This window comes from Candidatus Palauibacter sp. (genome assembly GCF_965197445.1).
GTDB lineage: Bacteria > Gemmatimonadota > Gemmatimonadetes > Palauibacterales > Palauibacteraceae > Palauibacter.
Genome location: NZ_CBDANE010000003.1, coordinates 21,275 through 43,480, shown reverse-complemented (window position 1 = coordinate 43,480; position 22,206 = coordinate 21,275). Strand labels below are relative to the sequence as shown.

The following is a 22,206-nucleotide window of genomic DNA, read 5'->3' as shown; positions in this document are numbered from 1 at the left end:
CCCGCCCTCCGGCTCTCCCGATCAGCGGTATTCGACGAACTCGTCAACCGGTATGCCGACATCGCGGGCGATGCGACGAAGCAGGATAGGTGACACGTCGCGGCCTCCGTGGACCGGTACGGTGGTCGCGCGGCCATCGGGATGCCGAAACCGCTTGTGAGAACCGCGTTGCCGCACTTCCTTGAAGCCGAGCGTGGTGAGGATCGCGATGACTTGACGCGGTTTGAGGACGGGGACCGGCGGCACCCGACGCTAGGTCACGACTACGGTCTGGGTACCGACATACTCGCCCACGAACGCAGGCGGTCCCTCAGCCAGAAGCATGGCAATCACTTCCTTGAGGTTGCCGTTCAACTCATCAAGCGTCTCGCCCTGGCTATGCGCCCCCGGGAAGCCGGGAACGTAGCCCACGTAAAGGCCCGTATCCGGGCAGCGCTCCACGACCGCAGTATAGGTTTTCATCGACCGAAACCCCTGTCCTTAATGGTACATGCCATTCTAGCCGCCCCCGCGCGCGGCGGCCAACGCACGGGGCGTGTGATGCCTTCCTCGATCAGGTCTTCGATCTGAGCCGGTCACCCATTTCGAGAGTGTGAATCATGACACCAAGAACACTTCGCACCGTCGCTGGGGTGGCGATCCTCGGACCGTTCGCGTTGGTGCTGGTGCCTGCGCCAGCCGCGGCGCATTCCGCGGAGACATGATGTCCGGGCATGCCGTGCCGCTTCAGGTGCGCATGGACCTGACGGCGCTGGGACGGCTCAGAAGGACGTCGGGCAACTGAGTCGAGGCGGCCACCCCGGGCGCCGGATTCGAGAGGCGACTGCGGGCGAGCGTTGGGTCGTCGCGGGTTCGTACGAGAAGTTCTCCCGGCTGATCCTGTGGCCGCGCCTCGATACCGTCGTGTGGCTCGATCTGCCGCTGCGGATCCTCGTCTGGCGCCTGCTCCGCCGCTCATGGAAGCGGTGGCGATCGCGGGAACTGGTGTCGGGAACGAACCAGGAGCGATTCTGGCCCCAGCTCATGATCTGGCGGAAGAACGATTCGCTGCTCGGCTGGACCATCACGCAGCATGCCCGCAAGCGACGTAACATGATCGCGTGCATGTCGGAGCCACGCTGGGGCCGCATCCGGTTCGTGCGCCTCAGATCTTCCCGCGCGGTGGAGGCCTTCGCCGTCTCCGTGGAGGGCGGCTCTCCAACGATGGGCGAATGGACATGAAGAGATGGGCAAGAATCCTCGCCTTCCCGGGGTTGGTGCTGGCGCTCCCGCTCCAGGCGCAGGTCGGAGTTCACGGGGGAGTCGCCATGGACCTGTGGGACCGTGATGCGGGTTACGAGGAGATGTACTTCCTGGCCGGCGTGTCATGGGCTCCCGGCGGTTGGGAATACCGAGCTTCCGCGGCCGCGCTCGTACTCCAATCGGACTCCTCACTGAGAATCGGTGGGGAGGTGTCGGCGGCCCGCCTCTTCTTCAGGGACCGCAGGCTGGCACCGTTGCTGGGTCTGGGGGCCACGCTGTATCGAACCGACACGATGCCCCACGAAGAGACGGGAATCGGCGTGGCGCCATTGTTGATCGTCGGCGCGGATCTGTCGATCGCACGCAATCTCCGCTTCAGGCTGGAATACCGAGGCGTGTACGGGATCTTCCCGTCGATGCTTGCGGGACTATCGTTCGGCTCCAGATGCAGGTAAGCGCCCCGGGGGACCGCGGGCCGGCCGCGGTGATCTCAGCGCCCCGGGCCATGTAACGTTTGCGATCATGGTCGCACGCACGCTCCAATTCGATCGCCACAGGCAGAACGATGGCAGGATCGTCGTGCGCGCCTGCCTGGCCCACGACCATCGGCTGGCCAGATACGACCTTGAACCGGTCGACCTTCTCGTCCCGAAACGCAGGGAAGCATCCATGGTGGTGCGACCGCACCGCACGATATGAGTCATTGGCCGGGTCCGGGACGGCCGAATCGAGATCGAGCCGGCCATGGGTCAAGGTCTTGTCGATGAGGGTCTTGAGGAGCCGACAGCGCAGGTCGCCAGTGGGGACGGCCAACCGTAGACTGGCAGGCATGCATTCCGCCCAGCTGACGATCGATCGTTCGACGAGCCCCGCACGGCTCCGGTACGGAGACGGATTCAATGCGGCGTCTTGGTACATCGACCGGCACCTGGTCGAGGGGCGGGGCGAGAAGGTCGCCATCGAGCAGGCTGGCGCCCGGGTCACCTACGGGGAGTTGGCGCACCGGGTGGGCCAGGCGGGAAATGCCCTCCTCGGGCTCGGGCTGAAGCCGGGCGACCGCATGCTGATGGTCGTGAAGGACTGTCCCGAGTTCTTCTATTTCTTCTGGGGGGCGATCAAGGCCGGGATCGTGCCCGTCCCCGTGAGCTACCTCATGCGGGCGCGGGACCTCGCGTTCATCATCGCGGACTCGGCGTGTCGGGCCGTCGTCTACTCGCCCGAGTTCGCGGCGGAGGTCGTGCCGGGGCTGGCGACCGCGCGCACGGGGGCCCGCGGTCTCGTGCTCGAGGCGGGGGACGGCGTGCTCGACGAGGTGGCCGCGGCCTCTCCCGAGCTGGCGGCGGCGCCGGCCCGACCGGAGGACATCGCGTTCTGGCTCTACTCCTCGGGCACGACGGGGCGTCCCAAGGGGGTGCCGCACCGCCACCGCGACATGCCGGCCACCTGCGAGCACTACGCGGTCGGGATCCTGGGGCTGGGCGAGGACGACCGCTGCTACTCCGCGGCGAAGCTCTTCTTCGCGTACGGGCTCGGGAACGCGATGACCTTCCCGCTGTGGGTGGGAGGTGCCGCGATCCTCGACGCGCGTCGTCCGACGCCCGACACCACGTTCCAGACGATCGAGACGCTGCGTCCGACGGCCTACTTCGGGGTGCCGACGCTGTACGCGGCCCAGCTTCAGGCGCTGGACGCGGCAGGGGAGGGCGGTCCCGATCTGGGTTCGCTGCGGCTGTGCGTCTCCGCGGGGGAGGCGCTGCCCCCGGACCTGTTCCGGCGCTGGAAGGAGGCGACGGGACTCGAGATCCTGGACGGGATCGGCTCCACCGAGGCGCTCCACATCTTCATCTCGAACGCCCCGGGAGACGTGAAGCCGGGGAGCACGGGCCGCGTCGTCCCCGGCTACGAGGCGCGGATCCTGGGCGAGGACGGGGCCGAGGCCGGCCCGGGCGAGGCGGGGCAGCTCGAGATCCGCGGCGGCTCGACGACCCCCGGCTACCGGAACCGTCCCGAACTCGAGGGAAGCACGATCGTGGACGGCTGGCTCCGCACGGGCGACCAGTACGTGCGCGACGCGGAGGGCTGGTTCCACTACCGGGGCCGCGCCGACGACATGATCAAGGTGGGGGGGATCTGGTGTTCCCCGTTCGACATCGAGGCCCGGCTCATGGAACACCCGTCGGTGCTGGAAGCGGCGGTCGTGGGCCGCGAAGACAAGCACGGCCTGGTGAAGCCGGAGGCGCACGTGGTCCTCTCGGAGCCGCTCACGGAGACGGTGGGCGCGGAACCGGCTGCGGACGCGCTGGCGGCGGAACTGGTCCGGCATTGCCAGGAGGCGCTCCCGCGCTACATGTACCCGCGCTGGATCCGGTTCGTGGCGGAACTGCCGAAGACGGCGACCGGGAAGATACAGCGCTTCAGGCTGAGGGCGTGAGGAGGCAGTGAAGCGGGCCACTGCTTCGGTCAGAGGCCGACTGTAAGCCCTACCTGGAAGAGCAGGAAATCGACGTCCGAGGAAATCGCAGTGACCGAGGTACCTCCCGATCCGTCTTCCACGATGCTTCCCGGTATGAGGTATTCCGTCTGACCGTGCTGCCGGTACTGCGCGTCGAGCTTCAGTCTCAGGGGCCTCCCGGAGCGGTTGAGCCGGATCGAGAGTCCGCCGCCGAACCCATATGCCGGACGGAGGTCGCCGAGGTTCACCGTCATCGCGTGGTCGCTCGCGCTCGCGGTGAAGAAATAGCCGATTCCGACGAAACCGTTCACGTAGGGTTGGACCGGACCGTAAGGAAGCCGCACTTCGGGCCCCAGGCCGCTGTACAGGATGTGGTTCAGGGTGACGATGCTGTCCAGGACTCGATCCGTGGCCGAAAACAACGGGAACTCGACCGTCTCCGACCCGTAGTTCACATACCCGGCGTCGAACCGGACCCGGAAGACGGGGATGTCATCGAATCCAAGCGTGGCGCTTAGTCCCGCGCCGAAACGCTCCGCGACCAGCGTGCCGAAGTGACCCCGCGGAGACATGATCGTGAAGGCCGCGCCCAGCTCCCAGCGTGCGTCGCCGACGCGCGAGGGCGGGTCCGCGACGGCCTCACCCTGGTCCTGTGCCGACATCGCCGCCGGTACCAGCGCGCCCAGGGCGATCAACCCGGCCGCCATCCCGCCCAGGTTCAAGAGTTGTGCCCGCAGGCGCATTGTTTCTCCTCCGCAGCTCCGTGAAGGCGTGTGACTCGCACGTGTTAGACGACCGCTTTACGAAGCAGGTCACACCCCCTGCCCGCCATCTCGCCTCCCCCCCCTTTCCTCCTCCCTCCGTCGGCCCGGGGTGTCCAAGAGTTGCCGGTCATATCCGTTCCTAAGAGTGGGCAGGTGCAGGACGGAGCGCCCGGAGGACAGCATGGAACGCTCGATAAGGAAAGGTACGGTGCTCGCCGCGCTGTTGATCGCTGCCGGGTCGGCTGGTTGCCGATACGTGCTACTGGAATCTGAACTTGAACGCGAAGGCCCGGAATTCCTTGCGACGATCTGGGGAGACGCTCCGGACACAAGGCTGGAAGATCAGATCTACCCGCTGGTCATCAGCGTACCGGACACGGTTGATGCAGGTGAACCCTTTCTTGTGCGCGTCCGAACATATCTGGACTGTGGCGAAGAGAAGGGAGCGACGAATCTCCGGTTGACCGGTGATCGAACCGTGAGAATGACCGTGTATACCATGAGGAGGACCGCCCACTCGAACTGTGACCGAGGTCGTCGCGCTGATCATGCGGTGAAGGTCGTACTCGATAGCCGCGGATGGGGTTACGTGACTGTGGTAGGGGAACACCGTTTCGCCCATCTGTCCGGACCCCTCGAGATCAGATGTACGGTCGTTGTCCGAAAGGGCTATACGGCCAGGGGAGAGGAAGGAGGCTGCACGAATCAGGGCTGGTAGGAGGCGCCTCAACGGCGGAACAGCCGGGACCCGGGTCGGTACCACCGATGATTACGCGGGGTCTCGAATGGGGAGGGAACGATGACGCGGTTGAATTCGTGAGACTTGGGCGAGTTCGAGTCTTCGTCAGCTGCCTGCTGCCGAGCGTGGCCGGGTGCGGGGGCGATTCGGGGCTTCCATATGAGTTGCCGGCCGAAACAACGCCAGTCCGGATTCATGCGACCGGTATTGTCGTGACAGATGATGGGCAACCGGTGCTGGGTGCCGGCGTTCGGACTCGTCTGACGTTCGGCTTTCATTGCGAGGGGGATCGCTATGCCCCACCAGCGGTGGAGACGGATGCGGACGGCCGATACCGCAAGACCATCGTAAGGCACACGGAACTGGACCGAGGTTGCCTGACCGTCGAGGCATGGCATCAGGAGCTCAACCGGGAAGTCAGGCGTGTCGCTTTTCTTGTCCCGCTGCGTGATGACCTTCTCCCGGACACCATGGTGGTGGATATGGTCCTGTCCGGATCGTGAAAGGCGTGAGATCGGAGACCCGACATGCGTCTTAGCCTGGTCAAATGGGTGGGACTCCTGGCGATCGTCGCCTGCGATGGGCCTACGGGAATCGGTTCATGTTGGGACCCGGCGAACAGATCGTCAGAGTCGACGAGGGCTGTCACGACTTCCTGTCCTCATCCCTCATATGTGCGTCTGGTATCGGGAACCGTAGTCGATTCGTCCATGGCGCCGGTGTCGAACGCAACAGTGAGCATTCACATGGGACTGACTCAACCCGAGGAATCCACTGTATGCAGGCCAACTATCCTGAGTGGTCGTACCGTACCCACGTTTCCGGATGGAAAATACCTGGCAAGACTGCGCGGCATATGGCAGAGTCATTGTGTCGGCCTGACCCTCACGCGTGAGGAAGACTCCGGGCCCTCGTACTCGTTCCAGATAATGGAAGTGGTGTTTTATGACTCGCGCGATGCTGCGGGAGTAGCCGACACTCTGGTTGTGGATGTGGTGCTTCCGGCGTCGGACTCGTGACCGAGGTGGGTGGATTGGGCGGCATGGGACGTCGATTGCTGGCAGGACTGATATTGAGCATGAGTGGGTGTGGGCCGGAGCTGGCAACGACTCGTCCTGAGCCTGAACCTCCCGACCCTCCCGTGCCGGCGCCGTACCTGGCGAGGCTCTATGTGACCGGCACCGTGACGAACAGAGCGGGGCAGCCGGTGGAGGGCGCGCTGGTTGTCGTTGACGTATCGGCTGACTCGCATAGAACGGAATGCGATTTCACCGCGCTGGTAACGGGCGGAATCACGGATTCGAAGGGAGTGTACTTCAACAGATGGGGTGAGGACGGCCGGCTGGGTCGAGGATGCGTCCGTGTGTTTGCGACGAAGGGCGATCTGCTGGGGCGCGGGAGTCTCTCTGATGTGGTGCTACGGAGTATTGAAGATCCGCTACCTCCGGATACTGTGGTCGTCAATGTAGTGTTGAACGAAGGGTAACATGGAACGGTTGAGAAACGGCAGGCGTGGAGTGGTATGCGCGGGGATGTGCGCCGTCCTGTTGTCGACTGCCTGTGACGGTGTGCTGGATAAGTCCGACGAGCTCTCTTCAGCGTCTCCCAGTCCCGCCATCCCTCCTCCTCCTCCTCTTCCGAGTCTGTTCGGGCCGAGCTTGTTGTGGGTATCCGGTACGGTTACGGATTCTTCCGGCAACCCGGTTGTTGGTGCGTCTGTGACTGGATACGGAGCCACGGATGAGGTCCGTAGGCAATGCGCATTTGCTTCGGGCGAATTGGAGGCATCGACCGGTTCGGACGGGCAATATGTTGCGAGGTGGCACCGCCGTCCCGGAGGAACCTTCGGGGGCTGTTTGTCCCTGACGGTTACGCCGCCGGAGAGCTCCGGTCTGGGCACCGTCTCGATCGATAGCTTGCGGGTGACATTCTACGACGTGAATGATCCGGCGCTCCAAACGGATACGCTGGAGTTGAACGTCGTGTTGCCGTCTGGATCGGATTCGTAGGAGGGCAGGGTGCGAAACTTCGCCGGAGGGGCGCGAGTGTCCGGCAGGACCGCCTGGATCATGGTTGGAGGCTCCCCCATGACTCGAACGAACGTTGTCCGCTTGATGGCCGCGGCGTTGCTGCCGCTCACGGCGCCGGGTGTGCAGGCTCAGCTCCTTCTTGAGGAGGAGGAGGAGGGGATCGAGTTGCGGGGTGTGGCGCGGCTCGTGGAAACCGGAGCAGGTACGTGCAACGTGTCCGAGGCGCGGGAGACGGCGGCGTCGTACGAGCGGAAGAAGGCGAACCACGGCCGACCCATCGATATCTGGCGGCTGGACTTCTCCGTGTACAACGGGTCCGGGGAGCCGCTCGAGCACCTGATCGCGGACTACCGGATCGCGTCCGAGAATCCGCCGTGCACGGACTGGAGCTGGCCCGAGACGGGGCGCTATCCCGACCTGATCGGGTGGGGAGGCGTCGCCGGTCTCATCCAGCGGACGGGCAGCAGAAATCCGACGGCGCCGGGTGAGACGCTGACCGATACGAAGTACATCTTCGCGCTTCACCAGCACGAGCCCCGGTTCGAGACCGGGAGCGTGGACTTCAGCTTCGCGGCCGACGCCCCTGGCGCAGCGCCTCCCCCTTCGGCCGACCGCAGGGAGGTTTGCCTTCAGGGACCGAGTGCCTACCCGTGCTGGATGGAATTGGCCGATCAACCGGAGTGCTACATCTGGGTACAGAGACACGTCAATCCGACCGTGACCTGGAGCGGGGAGTGTTCCGACGGGTACGCCCAGGGGACGGGAACGATCGGGTACAGCTACAGGCGTGGCGGCCGCCTCCCCATGGTGGACCGCACGGCTCACGGGCTCCTGGTCGATGGGAAACGGCAGGGACACTGGGTCACCCGGCTGGCGTCGGGGAAGTCGTTCGAGGGTCCCTATGTCGGCGGCAGGGAGCACGGCCACTGGGTACGGCCGCACCCGAGAGGAGGGGAGTCCGAAGGGCTCATGATACACGGGAAGCAGCGCGGAGATTGGGTACAACGGGAACCGGACGGGACCGTCAGGAAAGGGCCCTTGCACACCGACGACGAGGGGGCTCTTCGCTACGTACGGCAGCATGGAATCTGGGTATCCTGGCTTCCGGGCGGCACCATCCACGAATGGTCCATGGTGCGGGGCAGCCGGGAAGGAAGCTGGCTGCGCTGGGAGCCGGACGGACGCGTCAGCGAGTATTCCTACGTCGCCGACGCACTCCATGGCGTGACGGTCTACTGCTGGCCGGAGGAAACGACCGTCATGCCCGCCTGTTGTTGCTGGAACCCCAGGCACCGCCGGGGTGATATCGCGTCCCCCGCGCGGCGGTGAGCCGGAGTTCAGTCGTCGGCGTCGAAGTCGTCGGGGCCCATCTGAAGGATCAGGATGCAGATGCCGACCAGAATGACGCCGACGAGGTTCGTGTAGAGCCATGGTCCTCCGAACCAGGCCAGGACTCCCCCCAGCAGCATCACTGCGAGGCAGCAGCCGAAAAGGATGCGATACCATGTCGGCCAATACTTCGGCGACCACCTGCGCGACCACCTGCCCATAGCGCTCACGTCCTCCGAGGTATCGAGGGATGAGATCCGTCAGATTCTACGGCCGGGCTCCAGGGACGGTTTCCTCAGGCCCGACGGATCTCGCCGCGCCGGGACGCGGCAAGCCGTCGTCAGGTGCCGCCCGGAGACGATGCGCCGGAGCGGAGGCCGGCGATCGTCTCCTCGACTTCCGATGCCGTCAATACGGGTCGTCCCCCTCGTGGGACCGCGACCACCGTGGAGCCATGCCGTTTGAGCGAGACGTCCAGCGGTACCGGCTCGATCTCGATTCGGCCGTCCCGGACCCGGAATCGGACTCGGGTAGTCCAAGGCCCTCCGGGGGGACGGAGTTGTGTGACTTGCCTCGGGGATCGGTCGTCTACATGGAGAGGCTGTTCCGCGCACGAAACTCTTTGACTGGGAGACCCGGTGTCGGGAGGTCGTCGTTCCGCGCTCGCCGCTGTCCTCGTCATCTCCCTCCTCTCGAGCGCATGCTCCATGCTCTTCATGCGACGACCGCCCAGGGGCGATGGACCGGTGGCGCGTGGCGACTGCACCCGTAGCCTTGCCGCTCCCGTCATCGATGGCGTCGTCGGATTGGGCCACCTCGGACAGGCTGCAGGAATCTGGGGGGAATCGCGCGATGAGTTCGACACGGAGGAGGCCTACGACAACCTCCGCATCGGCTCGGCCATTATCGCGGGTGCGTTCGCCGTCTCCACGATCCATGGTTTCATGTGGAGTGCGGAATGCAGGCGCCGCACCCCGCTGAGCGAGCAGGCGGTTCGCGACCATCTCCGCGTTCTGGCGGCACGGCAGCTGGGCGACCAGCCGAAACGACCTTGGTGAACACATGAAGAAGACTCTTGTCGTGACCCTGCTCACCACCCTGGCGGCCGCGCCTCTCGCCGCGCAGACGACCATCGGCCTCCGGGGCGGAATCAGCAACGCCACGCTGTCCGGGGTCATGTCCGTGGACGGGTCGCAAGTAGAAAAGGGATCCAGATTCGGGGCCGTATCGGGGATCGACGTGGGGATCCCGCTGGGCGGCATCCTGGATGTACGCATCGGCCTGGGGTTGGCCCAGAAGGGCGGCAGCACGGATGCACCGCGGTCGATCACCGCGGGCAGGTCGTTCCTCGATGTGACCGCCGAACTGGACTACCTGCAATTCTCCACGCTTCTCCGCGCGAGTACGGAGGCCGAGCGGGGGCTTCTCAGGTTGGGCGTCCTCGCCGGGCCCTACATGGCGTTGAACCACTCGTGTGACGTGGCGGTGGCGATAAATCGCCCTCCGCCCGGATCAGGATTTGCCAGGCTGTTCGGCATTCGCCAAGACCTGGGAACGTCATGCATCGAGGCCGAGGGCACCGACTTCAGGTCAACCGACTTCGGGCTGGCCTTCGGGGCAGGGGTCGAGGTAAAGCTGAGCGATTCACTCGCCCTGGCATTCGACATGATCTACGCCATGGGTCTCTCCAGTATCGACGATGACGGATCCAGGCACCGTCACCTGGCCGTGCAGAGCGGGCTCGTGTTCGAGATCGGGTGAGCCCTTGGAGAGGACCGTGCTGGGAGGAGGAAGCCTTGGCGAACATCGCGGATGCGGTCCGCGAGTACATGGAAGTGGCCGTCGAGAATGCCGCTGGCATGATGATCCGTGAGATCGAGGTCGCCGTATAGGCCGTGCCCCGATGACGTTCCCCGCAGCGTCCGCGGCATCGGTCACGAAGTTGGCGCCGTCGGCATCCTCCATCTCGTCGCGCGCGACTACTACCTTGCCGTCCGCGGGCGACAGGAGCGGCTGCTCTCAGCTATGGACATCCGCGTTGCCGGTCTCGTCGGTGAAGATGTGCCCGTTCTCCAGCCGGACGAGATCGAGGGCGAACCGCTGGTTGTAGGCGACGACGTGGTGGTTGGCCGACGGCGCCGCGATGGGTGAGCCGCCGCGAGGTTCCCGGCGTCATCCACGCCCAGGTGCTTTACCGTGGGTCGACGAGCTTCGAGAATGGGGAGTGGGAGGGCCGCCGCTTCGTTCCTGGGGGAGTACCAAACTCCGGGGTTGGCCGCCAGCGTATCGCATCCGCATGGAGGGAGACGTTATGTCCGCAGGTCGTTGTTCCGCGCTCGCCGCCACCCACGTCGTGGCCCTGATCCTCACGCTGGCGGCCGCGCCGCTCGGCGCGCAGACGACCATCGGTCTCAGGGCCGGAGTCGGCGCCGCAACCCTGTCCGGGGAGGGATCGGGAGCACGGAGCGGATCCGCGTTCGACGGACCCCGATACGGGATCGTGCCGGGGATCGACGCGGGGATCCCGCTGAGCGGCGGCCTGAGTGTACGCATCGGCATAGGGCTGGCCCAGAAGGGTGGCGCCACGGATGTACCGCCGTCGATCACAGCGAGCAGGTCGTTCGTCGAGTCAGTGGCCGAGTTGGACTACCTGCAATTCTCCATGCTCCTTCGCGCGAGCGCCGACGCCGAAGAGGGGCGTCTCAACTTCGGCGTCCTCGCCGGGCCCTACGTGGCCTTCAACTACTCGTGTAACGTGGCGGTGACGATAGTCGAGCCTCCGCCCATCCGCCCTCCCGCCCCTCCGGGGGTTCCCAACCGCGCCGCTGCGGGGGGGATGAGGATTGCGCCGGACACGGGCGTGGCATGCGGTGAGGACGGGAGCAGCGACGTCAGGTCAAGCGACTTCGGACTGGCCTTTGGCGGAGGGTTCGAGGTGAAGCTGTCAGATTCGCTCAGTCTGGCGTTCGACCTGATCTACGCCATGGGTCTCTCCGAAATCGACGATGAGGGGACCAGGAACCAACACGTGGCCTTGCAGAGCGGGCTCGTGTTCGCGATCGGGTGAGGCTGCTCCGGCGGTCGCGACCTCGGGCGCGGTGTCGGGGTCGATTGGCTCCGTCATACCGCTACAAAGCGCTCCACCGCGATCTCCTTGGCGCGGTCGCGGGCCTGCCACAGATCGTAGGCCATCTGCATCCCCAGCCAGGTCTCGGGCGTCGAGCCGAAGGCCTTCGACAGCCGCATCGCCATCTCCACCGAGATTCCCGTTCGCCCGTTCACGAGTTCCGAAAACGCCTGCCGGGTCACGCCCAAGCCCTCGGCGGCCCTGGTGCGGCGGGTTGTGCATGGCCATTGGTCGGTATTCTCATCCTCCGCGCGTCCTCGAACCGGAAGGTCACGCGCCAGTTGCCGGATACCGAAACGGCGTAATGCCCCTTCAGCGGTTCCCTTGAGCGCGTGCAACCGGAACCCCGGCAGATTCATGCCCTCCGGCCCCCGACTGTGACAAACTTGCGATCCCGACGCTGATCGGCTGGCAGGCGCCATGGGCTCCAGAGGCGTGATGCCTTCGAATCGGACAATAGCTACGAGGCCTACCGCATCGGTAACGGCATTGGCGCCGGTGCGCCGACCACGTCGAGGCCCTCGCGCTCAGGGATGGCGGCTGGACCCGCAAGGCTCCGTGGGATGCATGAGACTTCGAGCACGAGTCGGGCGTTCGCCTGAAGGTAAAGCAGGCCGAGGCGGTGCAGGCGGGGGGAACGGCGAGACCCGGACCGCGCCCAGATTCTTTCCTGAGGGTCGACGAGCTTCGAGAATAGGGAGTGGGAGGGCCGCCACCCGCGTCGTGGCCTTGGTCCTCACGCTGGCGGCCGCGCCGCTCGGCGCGCAGACGACCAGCAGCACCAACGGGAGCCAGGCAATCGCAGACCACGGGAAAGAGCGGGCCAAGGTGGAGCAGGCCAGCGCCTGATGTTGGGTAACGCAGGCAGCGCCCTGGCGGTCGTGTTGGCCGCGGTGGCTATGGTCGGATGCCGAGGATATGAGGGCCTCGCCCGGGTTCCCCTCGAGCATGTGGACGAACTCGACAGTGCGCGGGTCGTCGACGGCAACCTTGTATCGGGCGGCAGAGTCATCGGCCGTCTCGTTGGCGAGCCGGAAGAGCGCGGCCCCTACGGCATGGTCCCTGACGAAGGCGAAGGCGAATGGCGAATCCCCACGACCGCCGAAGCCCTGCAGATCCTGGCCACCGGGGAGGAGTGGGATGTCACGGCCATCGAGCCCGCCGTGGCGGTGCTGCGGGCATCGTATGACAGGTACCCGCCCGAGGAGTTGGAGCCGCTTGTCGACGAACTCCTACGGCTGATTCTCGAGGGCACCGAAGTCCAGAATCGCAACGCCTCCATAGCGCTCTTCGCCGCTGCACTGCCCACCACGGACACCGGCACTTCATACGCCGGCGCGCTCGACGCCCTGATACGGGCGGTCGAGGGGATACCGGAAGGATCGGGCGGGGCGGTGATCACCCTCGGGTACGTCGTCCGGGCGGGCGGTACGGACTACGTGAGGCGAGTGTTCGCGGCCAGTGAACGCCCCCCTCCGTGCGGTCCCGCGAACCGGTGTCCGAACCTGTCCAGGTGGTGCATCACGGGCTACTACCTGGTGGATACGGAAGACGGCCCCGACCGCGCACTGTACCAGCGGACCTGTGAATCAAGCCGCCCGCTTCGAAACTGAGCGGTCTTTCGCTCGGAGGATCATACAGCGCCCGGTCCGGTAGGAAGGGAGAGTACGGACCGGAGTTGTCATGCCTTTGGCGAAGGGAACAATGTGCGGATCCGGAAGTTCCTGTTGACGGGATGGATCCTGAGCGGGATTGCTTGTGATGGAGGACACCTGGATCCTCCACCCCCCTCCGATCCTGACCCTGTCCCTGAACCTGAGCCTGCGCGGTACAGTTTTCTGCACATCGGCGGGATGGTGACAGACTCCACGGGACGTCCCGTAAGCGGTGTCAGAGTGAACGGATGGGCATGGTCTCGCGGGTTGGAGAGGCCATGCGGTTACATAGCCGGCGAGGTTCGTACACGGTACACTTTTCCAGACGGTCTGTATCGTGCGCGGGTGAGCAATCCCGTGTTCGGGGCTCCGTGTGATGGACTGCTTTCTCTGCAATTCACACCCCCGGACGAGTCCGGTCTGGAAGCGGTGTCGGCAGATTCCGTCGAGTTTACGATCGACGGGCCAAACGATCCCCTGGTCGCAACCAATCCTCTGATTGTGGATGTCGTGCCCACGGATGTCGAGTAGGGCGAGGCAGGGAGATGTTGAAGTTGAACCGCCGGTGTCGATGTCCGGCCGCCCCTGTCCCGAAGGCGACGCGGCGGCGTTTCACGATATAGCCGGACGCTGGGCGAGATCGGAGAGTTGCGAGGGGCTCACATCGTCGACAGGTCGCTGCCTGGCGAAGAAGCGCGGCCCGAGGCCCTCGGACGGCAAGCGTGATTGCGGAAGCTGGAGCGGGAGAACGCGCGTGCTGCGCGAGGAACTGGTGGGGACCCTGAACGACCTCTTGAGCGCGGCCGGGGATGATGTGGGACGCGCAGGCGTGCCCCTCGGGGTCCCGCGCCACGTTCTACCGTCGCCGGAGGCCGAAGACCGGGCAGCGGCGGCCCCGGCCGGCTCGCCGCCCGTCCCTGGGCGACGGAGCGTCACGGACGTCTTCGGCGTGCTGTGCTCGCCGCGCTTCGCGGACCGCGCTCCCGCGGAAGTCTGCTGGCCGAGGGCGTGTCGGAGCGGACGATGTACCGCGTCACCGGGCGGTCCGTAGTCGAGCAGCCGGGCCCAGCGCAGCCACCCGAACCACCCGAAGCCCGAGATCGGGAACTGTGGTCCTGGGATATCAGCGGCTCCTCGAGCCGGAGAAGTGGCGGTACTTCTATCTCTACGTCATTCTGGACATCTTCAGCCGCTACGCCACCGGATGGCTGGTGGCGGAGCGCGAGACCGCCGGCCTGGCCGGACACCTGGTTGGCGAGACGTGTCTCAAGCACGGTGTTGAGCCCCGGGTGCTCACGCTGCACTCGGACAGGGGATCTCCCATGACGGCCAAGTGCACGGCGCAGATCCTGGCCGACCTCGGCGTCACGCAGTCGCTGGGCCGCCCCCGGGTCTCGAACGACAACCCCTCTCGGAGGCGCACTTCAAGACCGCCAAGTACCACCCGTGGCTTCCCGGCCGGTTCGTTCATCGAGGAGGCGAAGGACTTCTGGGGAGTTCTTCCAGTGGTACAACACCGAACACCGGCACGGCGGCATCGGCCTGCTCACGCCGGCAGCAGGTCCACCTGTGGCAGGCCCCCGAGGTGATCGAGCACCGCCGGAACGTGCTGGCCGCGGCCTAGCCGCCCGGCCCAACCGCTTCGTGGGTGGCCCGCCGAGGGCCGCGGAACTACCGGCGGTTGTCTGGATCAACCGCGCGATCCCCGTCACGGCGGCCGATGGAGCAGAGCCGGCCAACGGTGCGAAAGGAGGGTACTAAACTGAATCGTCATGTGTCTCAGTCGTTGGCCGGTTCCGTGTTCCCCGGTGTCGATGTCCGTCCCGCCCCTGTCCCGACACCGCTATACCCTGCTCCGACTCACATCAGACAGGTTGCCTATCATTTGGTGGGGACCCTGAAGACCGCTGATGGGGATCCTGTGCCCGAGGGCTACATAGAATCTCATGTCCTGTTCACTTGGGACTGTGAGCAATACAGGATCAGTCTCAGGGGAACTACCGACTCTTTGGGTGCATACGAGAATGTTCACCGGGGATCGGTCGTGGCGGATCGAGGGTGTCTGCATCTGTGGGGAGCAAGAAGTCGGGATGACATGCGGAACGGGAGGAGAGTACGAAGAACGGTAGCATTCCTGATACCGCGACGCACGCCGGTGCCTCCCGACACGATTCTGACTCACTTCGTCCTTCCGGAGTAGCGGTGCGGCTGAAGGCCCATCGGGGGCGCATGCTGGCGATCTGCCGGGTGCTGAGCATGCCGGCGGTCGAGGCCTGTGGAGGTCTCTTCGATCCTGTCCACGGATCGATTACGGGCACGTGGGCGCGTCGTTTTCCGAATGAGGAGCCTGCCACGTGGTGGCCGTTTCCGCCGACGTGGACCCTGGACGTCACCGAGAGTTCCGATGGTGCGGTGACGGGAACGATCACGAAGCAGGAGTATTGGAATATCGATCCGCCCCCGTGCCATCGTGAAACGTCGCGATCAGCTTGGCTCAAGAAACGTCGTGCTGCTTGATCCAGTCGCGCAGGGCGTCATCGATCCGGGTCTGCCAACCGCGCCCTCCGGCCCGGAAATGATCGATGACCTCCGGTGACAGCCGGATGGTGGTGGATACCTTCGGGGGACTGCCCCTGCGCACGGGCGCCTTGGCGAACTTCTCCGGCCAGCCGTCCCTCGAGAGGTCGGGCGCGGTGTCGGGGTCACTCGGCTCGGTCATACCGCTACAAAGCGCTCCACCGCGATCTCGCTCGCGCGGTCGCGGGCCTGCCAGAGATCGTAGGCCATCTGCATCCCCAGCCAGGTCTCGGGCGTGGAGCCGAAGGCCTTCGACAGCCGCATCGCCATCTCGACCGAGATCCCGGTTCGCCCGTTCACGAGTTCCGAGAGCGCCTGCCGGGTCACGCCCAAGCCCTCGGCGGCCCGGGTCACGGTCAAACCGAGAGGTTCGAGGCACTGCCGCTTCACGATGCCGCCCGGATGCGGCGGGTTGTGCATGGCCATGATCCGTACTCTCCTCAGTGATAATCCACGTAGTCTACATCTGCCGCCGCGCCGTCCTCGAACCGGAAGGTCACGCACCAGTTGCTCATCTTAGATCGTCGCCTGTCAGGTGACAAGTTACGATCCCGACACTGGCCCTTAGCCTCGACGACGGCGGCGTTGCACGAGCCCGTCGCGTCCGTCGACGGATCATATCCCGCTCGGTCTGGTAGAGACGGGCGTACGCCTGATCAGGGCTGAGCCCGGGCGAGCGGCTCCCCCCGGTCGACCGATTACCCGCTACCGGAGGGACCGAGTCGGATGACTCCATTGCGCTGTGCGGCTCCGGCGCGACGGCCGGGTCGTGGCCGAGGGCCTCGCGATATGGGATCTCGAGGCAGACGTGGAGTGGACGGCCCGCGTCATGCGCGCTCCGTATCCAGCTGGCGCGGTCCCCGAAAACATCACCGGTCCCAATCCCATCAAGTGTAACTGGTTCTGGTGCCACTCCGTCTGGCGATTCGAGATCAACGCCGATGCCCGCAACTACGAGGATGAGGCGCTATGGCTCTGGGTCTCGCGCGTCCACCCGGACGAGTGCGTGGATCTCTGCTAGCAGTGCCTTTGGCCCATCGGGGGCGATAGGAGGGCTCGCGTTGATTCGGGCGAAGCCGAGAGGAGTGCTGGCGATTTGCTTCGTGCTGAGCCTTCCGGCGCTCGAAGGCCTGTGGGGTGCTGTTCGATCCTTCACATGGCTCGATCACCGGAACATGGGTGGGGAGCGTCCTTGGCGAGTCTGCCGACCCGTGGACGTTTCCGCTGCGGTGGACCCTGCGAGTCACCGAGAGCCGGCGCGCTGCTGGACGAGGCCGGCGCCGTCACCGCAAGCCCGTACGTCTATCGCGCGGCCGATGGCTTCCAAACGCTCGATCTCGCCCAGCCCGATTACAACATCGACGGGCAGGAGTGGATCACGATGCCGCTCGCCGCCGACGGGAGCGTCTGGACGCCCCCCTACTTCGATGCGGGCGGCGGTGAGATCTGGATGACCACCCGCTCGGTTCCGGCGCAGGACGCGGAGGGCATCTTCGCCATCGTGACCACGGATCTGCCTGTGGTTGCCCCCGGCCGGTAACGCCGACTTCCTGACGCGTCATGCCATGTCGTGCTGCGCGGAAGACTTCATCGGAAGCCTACCGTTTCTGATCATGAGCTGGCACGATTAGCCACCGCCCTTGGTAGTCCGCCGGCAGGACGCCCTCCCGCACCACCGTCGACCGCCGCCCGTCCGCCACGAAGGTCACGCGCACGTCCACGCGCTCGACTCCCGGCGGAAGACCGAAGTGGGCCGGCGCGGCGCCCTGGGAGCAGTAGCCGCCACCCGTGTCGATCAGGCGGGTGCCCAGCAGCCCCCCACTCGCGGGGTCGAGGAGCTGGACTTCCGCGCCGGGAACCACCGACCGTCCCGTGGCGTCGACGGCCACGACCTGCAGCGAGCGGGCGGCCGCGCCGGCGTCGAGAAGGTTGCGGTAGAGGTGGTGGGTGCCGCCGGTCTCGTGGTTGTTGGCGATCGACAGGTCCAGGTCGCCGTCGCCGTCGAAGTCCGCCCAGGCCACGCCGTGGCTCGGCCCGTTCTCGAGGAGGCTGGCCGGAAGCGCGTTGTGGAAGCGGCCGCCCCCGGCGTTCATGAACAGGTGGTCCTCGACCGCGGCGATGCCGGACAGGTAGGACGTCACCACCAGGTCGGGCAGGCCGTTGTGGTCCGCATCGCCCCACACGGCCGAGGTGGAATGGTAGTCGACCCCCAGCGTGGCCGGATCGGTCACGTCCGTGAAGGTGCCGTCGCCGTTGTTGCTCCACAGGATGTCCGGCCCGTAGGTGGCGACAAAGATGTCCAGGTCGCCGTCGTTGTCGTAGTCGGTCACGGCCGCCGCCACGCTGCCGTATTCCGGCCCCCGACCGGGGTGGTTCATGCCGAGCGCAGGTGCGACGTCCACGAAGGTGCCGTCGCCCTCGTTGCGGTAGAAGGCGTCCTCGTCGCCGTTCTGGTTGGACACGTGGACGTCCAGGTCGCCGTCCCGGTCGTAGTCGAACCACGCGACGCCCACGGTGCGGCGGGGATCGCCGACCCCCGACTCCGCGGTCACGTCAGTGAAGATCCACGCCGGACCGCCATCCCCCGGAGCCCCGTCGTTCCGAAACATCCGGTTGGGCTGGTCGCGCAGCGCGACGAACAGGTCGAGGTCGCCGTCGCCGTCGTAGTCGATCCAGCTGGGTTGGCGGGTGGTGCCTACCAGATCCACGCCCAGGCCGGGCGCAACGTCTACGAAGCTTCCGTCGTCGTTGCGATACAGGCGGTTGGGTGAGCCCGCCGTCGCCGGATACCCCGCATAGAGGTCCGGATCGCCGTCCCCGTCGTAGTCTCCCCAGGCACCCGCGCGCGTGTCCTCGAGGTCCGCGAGCCCGACCTCCGCCGCCACATCCACGAAGCGCCCTCCGTCGTTGCGGTAGAGGAGGTTCGGGGTGTAGCGCATCCCCACGAACAGATCCAGGTCGCCGTCCCCGTCGTAGTCGATCCAGGAGTTGGACTGGGCTCCGGGTGTCTCGAAGAGTTCCGGCTGAATCCGGTCGAAGGCTGCGGGGGAGAAGCCGGCGTCCGGCGCGGCGCAGGCCGCGACACAGGCAAGGAGGAGGATGGCGCGCAATTTAGACCTGCGTCTTCAGCTTGGGTGTGTACCGCCGCCGCGCCATGTCGACCTCCCTCCGGTCTGCCAGGTTCTACCCTGAGCAGCACCGCTCCCGGATGTCAAACGTCACAAGGACCTCGGGAACTTCTCCGCCACCTCCGGGTTCCGGCGTATCCACGATAACGATTGGACGACAAGCCAATCGGGCAAGCGGTTCCGGATGGGGGTGCTCCTCTACGACGGAGATCACACCACGTCGTTCGGCGACGGACTCTTCGCCGTGCCGATCGGAGCCCTGTGGAATTGAGACCGGCACCCGTACGCGTACGAGCAGACCGTTCAGCGACCGATTACGGGAGGAACTCGACGCCGGCCCTGTGGTGAGGCGGAGGGGTGACTCCGCCTGGGGATCGGTCGTCTACGTGGCGAGAACGCTCCGGTGGCGAGACATTGTCGTTGCCGACAGACAAATCACATCCGCAGGGAGAAACACCGTGTCCCGAACCCGTCGTTCGACGCTCGCCGCCGTCCTCGTCATCGCCCCGCTCTCGAGCGCATGCTCCATGTTCTTCATGACCAGACCGCCCAAGGCCGAGGGACCGGTGGAGCGTGGACACTGTACGCGCAGCGCGGCGGCGCCGATTATCGATGGCGTCCTGGCTCTGAACGCTCTCGCCCTCGCCGCCGGGGTCTACGGGCCATCGCGCGACGACTTCGACTCGGACGAAACCTTCGACAACTACCGATGGGGTAGCGGGATCCACGCAGGCGGGCTCGCCGTCTCCGCGGTCCACGGGTTCAAGTGGAGCGGAGAGTGCAGGCGCCGCACCACGCAGAGCGAGCAGGCGATCCGCGATCACCTCCGCGTTCTGGCGGCACAGCAGTCAGGCGACGGTCGGGAACACCCCTGATCGGCCACGGAAGGCTCCGCCAGCCCGACCGAGGTCTGCCCGGAGGTCGCCGTTCCAGCGTCGCCGCCGCCTTCGTGCCCCTGATCCCTCACGCTGGCGGCCGCGCCGCTGGCCGCGCAGACGACCATCGGCCTCAGGGGAGGCGTCGTTAGCGCCACCCTCTCCGGGTACGAGGCCGCGACAGGGGCCGGCGACCACTCCAGGTCCGGGGTCTCCGCGGAAATCGACCTGGGGTTTCCGTATGCGCTGACGCTGGTGTGCGAGGCTTGGCGGGTGCCTCGTTCGAGCGTGTACGCGCTGTGCTCGGCTGGTGCCGGCGGCCGCAAGCCGGGCAAGCACGGCCCGAAGACGGAGCTGAGCGACGAGGAGTTGGTCGTCGAGATCCGCACCGTGCTGTCGGAGAGCCCGTTCGTGAGCGAGGGGCACCGGAAGGTGCGCGCGCGCCTGTGCGCATTCCGACGAAGCCGACCACCGATTCCGACAAGCCGACCGGCGATTCCGAGCCATGCCGATCACGTTGGAGAACGGGGGTCCATAGCGGAGCCGGGGTGTGGGTTGAGGGTTGGAGTCTACCGGCTATCACCGGTCTTCGTCGAGTCGTAGAGCCTCCTCATGGAAGCGCCCTTGAGGGCGTGCCGCGCCGGGCGTAGCGGTCGTCGAGGATCTCGAGCAGGTCGTGGCGCCCCTGTCCGGAGAGTGAAGCGAGGCCCCAGTCGTCGAGGATGCGGAGCCAGGTTTTGGCGAGCCGTTGGACGACCTTGGGATAGGTGCCGTCCCCGCGGGCGAGGGTGAGTTCGTCGAGGAGCCGGGAGAGGCGGTAGTAGCGGGTGGAGATGCCGTTGCGGCAGGCCTGGTGGCCGAGGGCGCAGGCGAGGTAGGACTTGCCGGATCCGGTGGCGCCGGTGACGAGGACGGTCTGGCCGTCCCTGATCCACTGCCCGGAGGCGAGGCGGAGGACGAGGGAGCGGTCGAGGCCCCGGGGCGCCTTGAAGTTGAGATCTTCGATGGCGGCGTCGAGGTGGAGCCTGGCGTGGTCCTTCAGTCGCTGGTAGCGGCGCCGCTCGCGGTCGGTCTTCTCTCGTTCGAGGAGGAGCGAGAGGCGGTCCTCGAAGGACAGCTCGGCGATGTCGGGCATGGCGGCATGCTCCTGGAAGGCCTGTGCCATGCCGGAGAGCCGGAGTTCGTGGAGCAGGTCGAGGGTGGGTTGTCGAAGCATGATGGTCAGGACTCCTTTCGGTTCGGGGACGTTCCGTTGCGGGCGGCGGCGTAGTACGTCCGGCCCGCCGGATGTGGGCGTGGTCGGCGGGCAGCGACGCGGTGCGCGCCTCGTCATCGCCGGCGCGGTCGAGGCCGGAGGCGAGGATGGACTTCACCGAGCCGTAGCCGAGGGCGCCGATGTCGAGCGCGCGGCGGCCGGCGGCCGACACCGGAATGATATGCGCCCTTCGAGGGATCAACCGCCGCCGGCTGCTCCGCAATCCGGCAGAATTCGGATCGCTCCTGGAATCGTTCGTCTACAACGAGCTGCGGAAACAGGCACTGTGGACGGAGGAGCCCCTGACCTTCCATCACTACCGCGACAAGGACAGGGTCGAGGTCGATGTGGTGATCGAAGACGCCGCGGGCGACTGCTACGGAATCGAGGTCAAGGCGGCGGCATCGCTTCGCTCCCGGGACTTCACCGGCCTGAAGCGCCTCCGGCGCATTGCGGGCAAGCGGTTCCGGATGGGCGTGCTCCTCTACGACGGAGATCACACCACGTCGTTCGGCGACGGACTCTTCGCCGTCCCGATCGGAGCCCTGTGGAACTGAGACCGACACCCGAACGGGTCGGGTCAGGTCACGTCCTGCTGCTGGATCCAGTCGCGCAGAACCTCATCTATCCGGGTCTGCCAGCCGCGGCCTCCAGCCCGAAAATGATCGATGACCTCCGGGGACAGGCGGATGGTGGTGGAGACCTTCGGCCGCGCCTTCCGAGGCCGGCCCCGGCGGACGGGTGCCTTGGCGAACTTCTCCGGCCACCCGTCCTTCGAGAGATCGGGTGCCGTGTCCGGATCAAGACCTCGGAGCGTAGAGCCGTCGTTCTCGTTCACTGGCCGTATCCGCGCGTTTCGCTTCGTCGAACTGACTCTTCACGAATTAATGTTACTACGAAAATTCGATGTCAAGAAGGTTTCGTTTGGAAGCCGGGCTCAACGCCGTAGATTGCAGACGCGGTCGGCTTGGGGAATCGCTCCTTCATGACGCGATGGCAGCCGCCACGCCTGGATAGGGTCGCCGGGAGGTCT

Annotated in this window: 25 protein-coding genes; 15 read left to right on the top strand and 10 right to left on the bottom strand. The window is 66.0% G+C overall.

Translation table 11 applies throughout. From position 1 onward, the window contains the following. Positions 1–21: 21 nt before the first annotated feature. Both ACN9M6_RS00815 and ACN9M6_RS00810 read right to left on the bottom strand, forming a co-directional pair. On the bottom strand, positions 22–246 hold the full coding sequence (locus tag ACN9M6_RS00815; RefSeq protein WP_419161015.1) for a type II toxin-antitoxin system HicA family toxin: 225 nt from the start codon (positions 244–246) through the stop codon (positions 22–24). Positions 247–252: 6 nt separating this feature from the next. Beyond that, positions 253–462, bottom strand: a complete 210-nt coding sequence (locus tag ACN9M6_RS00810; protein ID WP_419161014.1) for a type II toxin-antitoxin system HicB family antitoxin — start codon at positions 460–462, stop codon at positions 253–255. A 441-nt stretch (positions 463–903) separates the two neighbouring features. Here ACN9M6_RS00810 and ACN9M6_RS00805 point away from each other — a divergent pair, with 441 nt between their 5' ends. From ACN9M6_RS00805 to ACN9M6_RS00795, 3 genes are all read left to right on the top strand, one after another. After that, a complete protein-coding gene (locus tag ACN9M6_RS00805; RefSeq protein WP_419161013.1) occupies positions 904–1,221 on the top strand; it encodes a hypothetical protein in 318 nt (105 codons plus the stop codon). After that, positions 1,212–1,697, top strand: a complete 486-nt coding sequence (locus tag ACN9M6_RS00800) for a hypothetical protein (RefSeq protein ID WP_419161012.1) — start codon at positions 1,212–1,214, stop codon at positions 1,695–1,697. The genes ACN9M6_RS00805 and ACN9M6_RS00800 overlap by 10 nt, the downstream gene beginning before the upstream one ends. A 374-nt stretch (positions 1,698–2,071) precedes the next feature. Then, positions 2,072–3,673, top strand: a complete 1,602-nt coding sequence (locus ACN9M6_RS00795) for a benzoate-CoA ligase family protein (protein WP_419161011.1) — start codon at positions 2,072–2,074, stop codon at positions 3,671–3,673. 29 nt (positions 3,674–3,702) lie between these two features. On the opposite strand, the gene ACN9M6_RS00790 is transcribed toward ACN9M6_RS00795, so the two are convergent. Next, positions 3,703–4,437: a hypothetical protein gene (locus tag ACN9M6_RS00790; RefSeq protein ID WP_419161010.1), complete on the bottom strand. Its 735-nt coding sequence runs from the start codon at positions 4,435–4,437 to the stop codon at positions 3,703–3,705. 202 nt (positions 4,438–4,639) lie between these two features. Here ACN9M6_RS00790 and ACN9M6_RS00785 point away from each other — a divergent pair, with 202 nt between their 5' ends. Together ACN9M6_RS00785 and ACN9M6_RS00780 are read left to right on the top strand one after the other, a co-directional pair. Continuing rightward, positions 4,640–5,176 carry a hypothetical protein gene (locus tag ACN9M6_RS00785; RefSeq protein WP_419161009.1) on the top strand — a complete coding sequence of 179 codons (537 nt, stop codon included), beginning with the start codon at positions 4,640–4,642 and terminating at the stop codon, positions 5,174–5,176. Positions 5,177–7,284: 2,108 nt separating this feature from the next. Continuing rightward, complete coding sequence (locus tag ACN9M6_RS00780) at positions 7,285–8,556, top strand: toxin-antitoxin system YwqK family antitoxin (RefSeq protein WP_419161008.1); 1,272 nt, start codon at positions 7,285–7,287, stop codon at positions 8,554–8,556. Positions 8,557–8,564: 8 nt separating this feature from the next. Here the strand turns inward: ACN9M6_RS00780 and ACN9M6_RS00775 are convergent, their stop codons facing one another. Beyond that, positions 8,565–8,777, bottom strand: coding sequence for a hypothetical protein (locus tag ACN9M6_RS00775; protein WP_419161007.1), 213 nt, complete (start codon positions 8,775–8,777; stop codon positions 8,565–8,567). 417 nt (positions 8,778–9,194) lie between these two features. Here ACN9M6_RS00775 and ACN9M6_RS00770 point away from each other — a divergent pair, with 417 nt between their 5' ends. The 4 genes from ACN9M6_RS00770 to ACN9M6_RS00755 all read left to right on the top strand — a co-directional run bounded on the left by ACN9M6_RS00770 (position 9,195) and on the right by ACN9M6_RS00755 (position 11,623). Beyond that, positions 9,195–9,614, top strand: a complete 420-nt coding sequence (locus ACN9M6_RS00770; RefSeq protein ID WP_419161006.1) for a hypothetical protein — start codon at positions 9,195–9,197, stop codon at positions 9,612–9,614. Positions 9,615–9,618: 4 nt separating this feature from the next. Further along, positions 9,619–10,317: an outer membrane beta-barrel protein gene (locus ACN9M6_RS00765; RefSeq protein WP_419161005.1), complete on the top strand. Its 699-nt coding sequence runs from the start codon at positions 9,619–9,621 to the stop codon at positions 10,315–10,317. 108 nt (positions 10,318–10,425) lie between these two features. Continuing rightward, positions 10,426–10,707: a hypothetical protein gene (locus ACN9M6_RS00760; RefSeq protein WP_419161004.1), complete on the top strand. Its 282-nt coding sequence runs from the start codon at positions 10,426–10,428 to the stop codon at positions 10,705–10,707. A 160-nt stretch (positions 10,708–10,867) separates the two neighbouring features. After that, complete coding sequence (locus ACN9M6_RS00755; RefSeq protein ID WP_419161003.1) at positions 10,868–11,623, top strand: porin family protein; 756 nt, start codon at positions 10,868–10,870, stop codon at positions 11,621–11,623. Between the two features lie 53 nt (positions 11,624–11,676). Here the strand turns inward: ACN9M6_RS00755 and ACN9M6_RS00750 are convergent, their stop codons facing one another. After that, entirely contained in the window at positions 11,677–12,042 is a 366-nt protein-coding gene (locus tag ACN9M6_RS00750; protein ID WP_419161002.1) for a HigA family addiction module antitoxin, read from the bottom strand. 489 nt (positions 12,043–12,531) lie between these two features. On the opposite strand from ACN9M6_RS00750, the gene ACN9M6_RS00745 reads away from it, so the two are divergent. Both ACN9M6_RS00745 and ACN9M6_RS00740 read left to right on the top strand, forming a co-directional pair. Continuing rightward, entirely contained in the window at positions 12,532–13,296 is a 765-nt protein-coding gene (locus tag ACN9M6_RS00745; protein ID WP_419161001.1) for a hypothetical protein, read from the top strand. 1,151 nt (positions 13,297–14,447) lie between these two features. Further along, positions 14,448–14,927 (top strand): DDE-type integrase/transposase/recombinase, encoded by a 480-nt coding sequence (locus ACN9M6_RS00740; RefSeq protein ID WP_419161000.1) that lies wholly within the window; start codon positions 14,448–14,450, stop codon positions 14,925–14,927. A gap of 905 nt (positions 14,928–15,832) precedes the next feature. Here ACN9M6_RS00740 and ACN9M6_RS00735 read toward each other — a convergent pair. Together ACN9M6_RS00735 and ACN9M6_RS00730 are read right to left on the bottom strand one after the other, a co-directional pair. Next, positions 15,833–16,057 (bottom strand): BrnA antitoxin family protein, encoded by a 225-nt coding sequence (locus tag ACN9M6_RS00735; RefSeq protein ID WP_419160999.1) that lies wholly within the window; start codon positions 16,055–16,057, stop codon positions 15,833–15,835. Further along, entirely contained in the window at positions 16,054–16,341 is a 288-nt protein-coding gene (locus ACN9M6_RS00730) for a HigA family addiction module antitoxin (RefSeq protein ID WP_419160998.1), read from the bottom strand. Before ACN9M6_RS00730 ends, ACN9M6_RS00735 begins: the two co-directional genes overlap by 4 nt. A 316-nt stretch (positions 16,342–16,657) precedes the next feature. On the opposite strand from ACN9M6_RS00730, the gene ACN9M6_RS00725 reads away from it, so the two are divergent. Beyond that, positions 16,658–16,936, top strand: a complete 279-nt coding sequence (locus ACN9M6_RS00725) for a hypothetical protein (RefSeq protein ID WP_419160997.1) — start codon at positions 16,658–16,660, stop codon at positions 16,934–16,936. 171 nt (positions 16,937–17,107) lie between these two features. Further along, the gene (locus tag ACN9M6_RS00720; RefSeq protein WP_419160996.1) at positions 17,108–17,455 is read left to right on the top strand and encodes a cache domain-containing protein; all 348 of its coding nucleotides are present in this window, start codon (positions 17,108–17,110) and stop codon (positions 17,453–17,455) included. A 58-nt stretch (positions 17,456–17,513) separates the two neighbouring features. Here ACN9M6_RS00720 and ACN9M6_RS00715 read toward each other — a convergent pair whose 3' ends face one another. Further along, entirely contained in the window at positions 17,514–19,025 is a 1,512-nt protein-coding gene (locus tag ACN9M6_RS00715; RefSeq protein ID WP_419160995.1) for an FG-GAP repeat domain-containing protein, read from the bottom strand. 476 nt (positions 19,026–19,501) lie between these two features. On the opposite strand from ACN9M6_RS00715, the gene ACN9M6_RS00710 reads away from it, so the two are divergent. Further along, complete coding sequence (locus ACN9M6_RS00710) at positions 19,502–19,918, top strand: hypothetical protein (RefSeq protein ID WP_419160994.1); 417 nt, start codon at positions 19,502–19,504, stop codon at positions 19,916–19,918. A gap of 610 nt (positions 19,919–20,528) precedes the next feature. Here the strand turns inward: ACN9M6_RS00710 and ACN9M6_RS00705 are convergent. Next, positions 20,529–21,134, bottom strand: coding sequence for an ATP-binding protein (locus ACN9M6_RS00705; RefSeq protein ID WP_419160993.1), 606 nt, complete (start codon positions 21,132–21,134; stop codon positions 20,529–20,531). Positions 21,135–21,313: 179 nt separating this feature from the next. Here ACN9M6_RS00705 and ACN9M6_RS00700 point away from each other — a divergent pair, with 179 nt between their 5' ends. After that, complete coding sequence (locus ACN9M6_RS00700; RefSeq protein ID WP_419160992.1) at positions 21,314–21,730, top strand: DUF4143 domain-containing protein; 417 nt, start codon at positions 21,314–21,316, stop codon at positions 21,728–21,730. Between the two features lie 23 nt (positions 21,731–21,753). On the opposite strand, the gene ACN9M6_RS00695 is transcribed toward ACN9M6_RS00700, so the two are convergent. Then, positions 21,754–22,011 carry a BrnA antitoxin family protein gene (locus tag ACN9M6_RS00695; protein WP_419160991.1) on the bottom strand — a complete coding sequence of 86 codons (258 nt, stop codon included), beginning with the start codon at positions 22,009–22,011 and terminating at the stop codon, positions 21,754–21,756. Between the last annotated feature and the right edge of the window lie 195 nt (positions 22,012–22,206).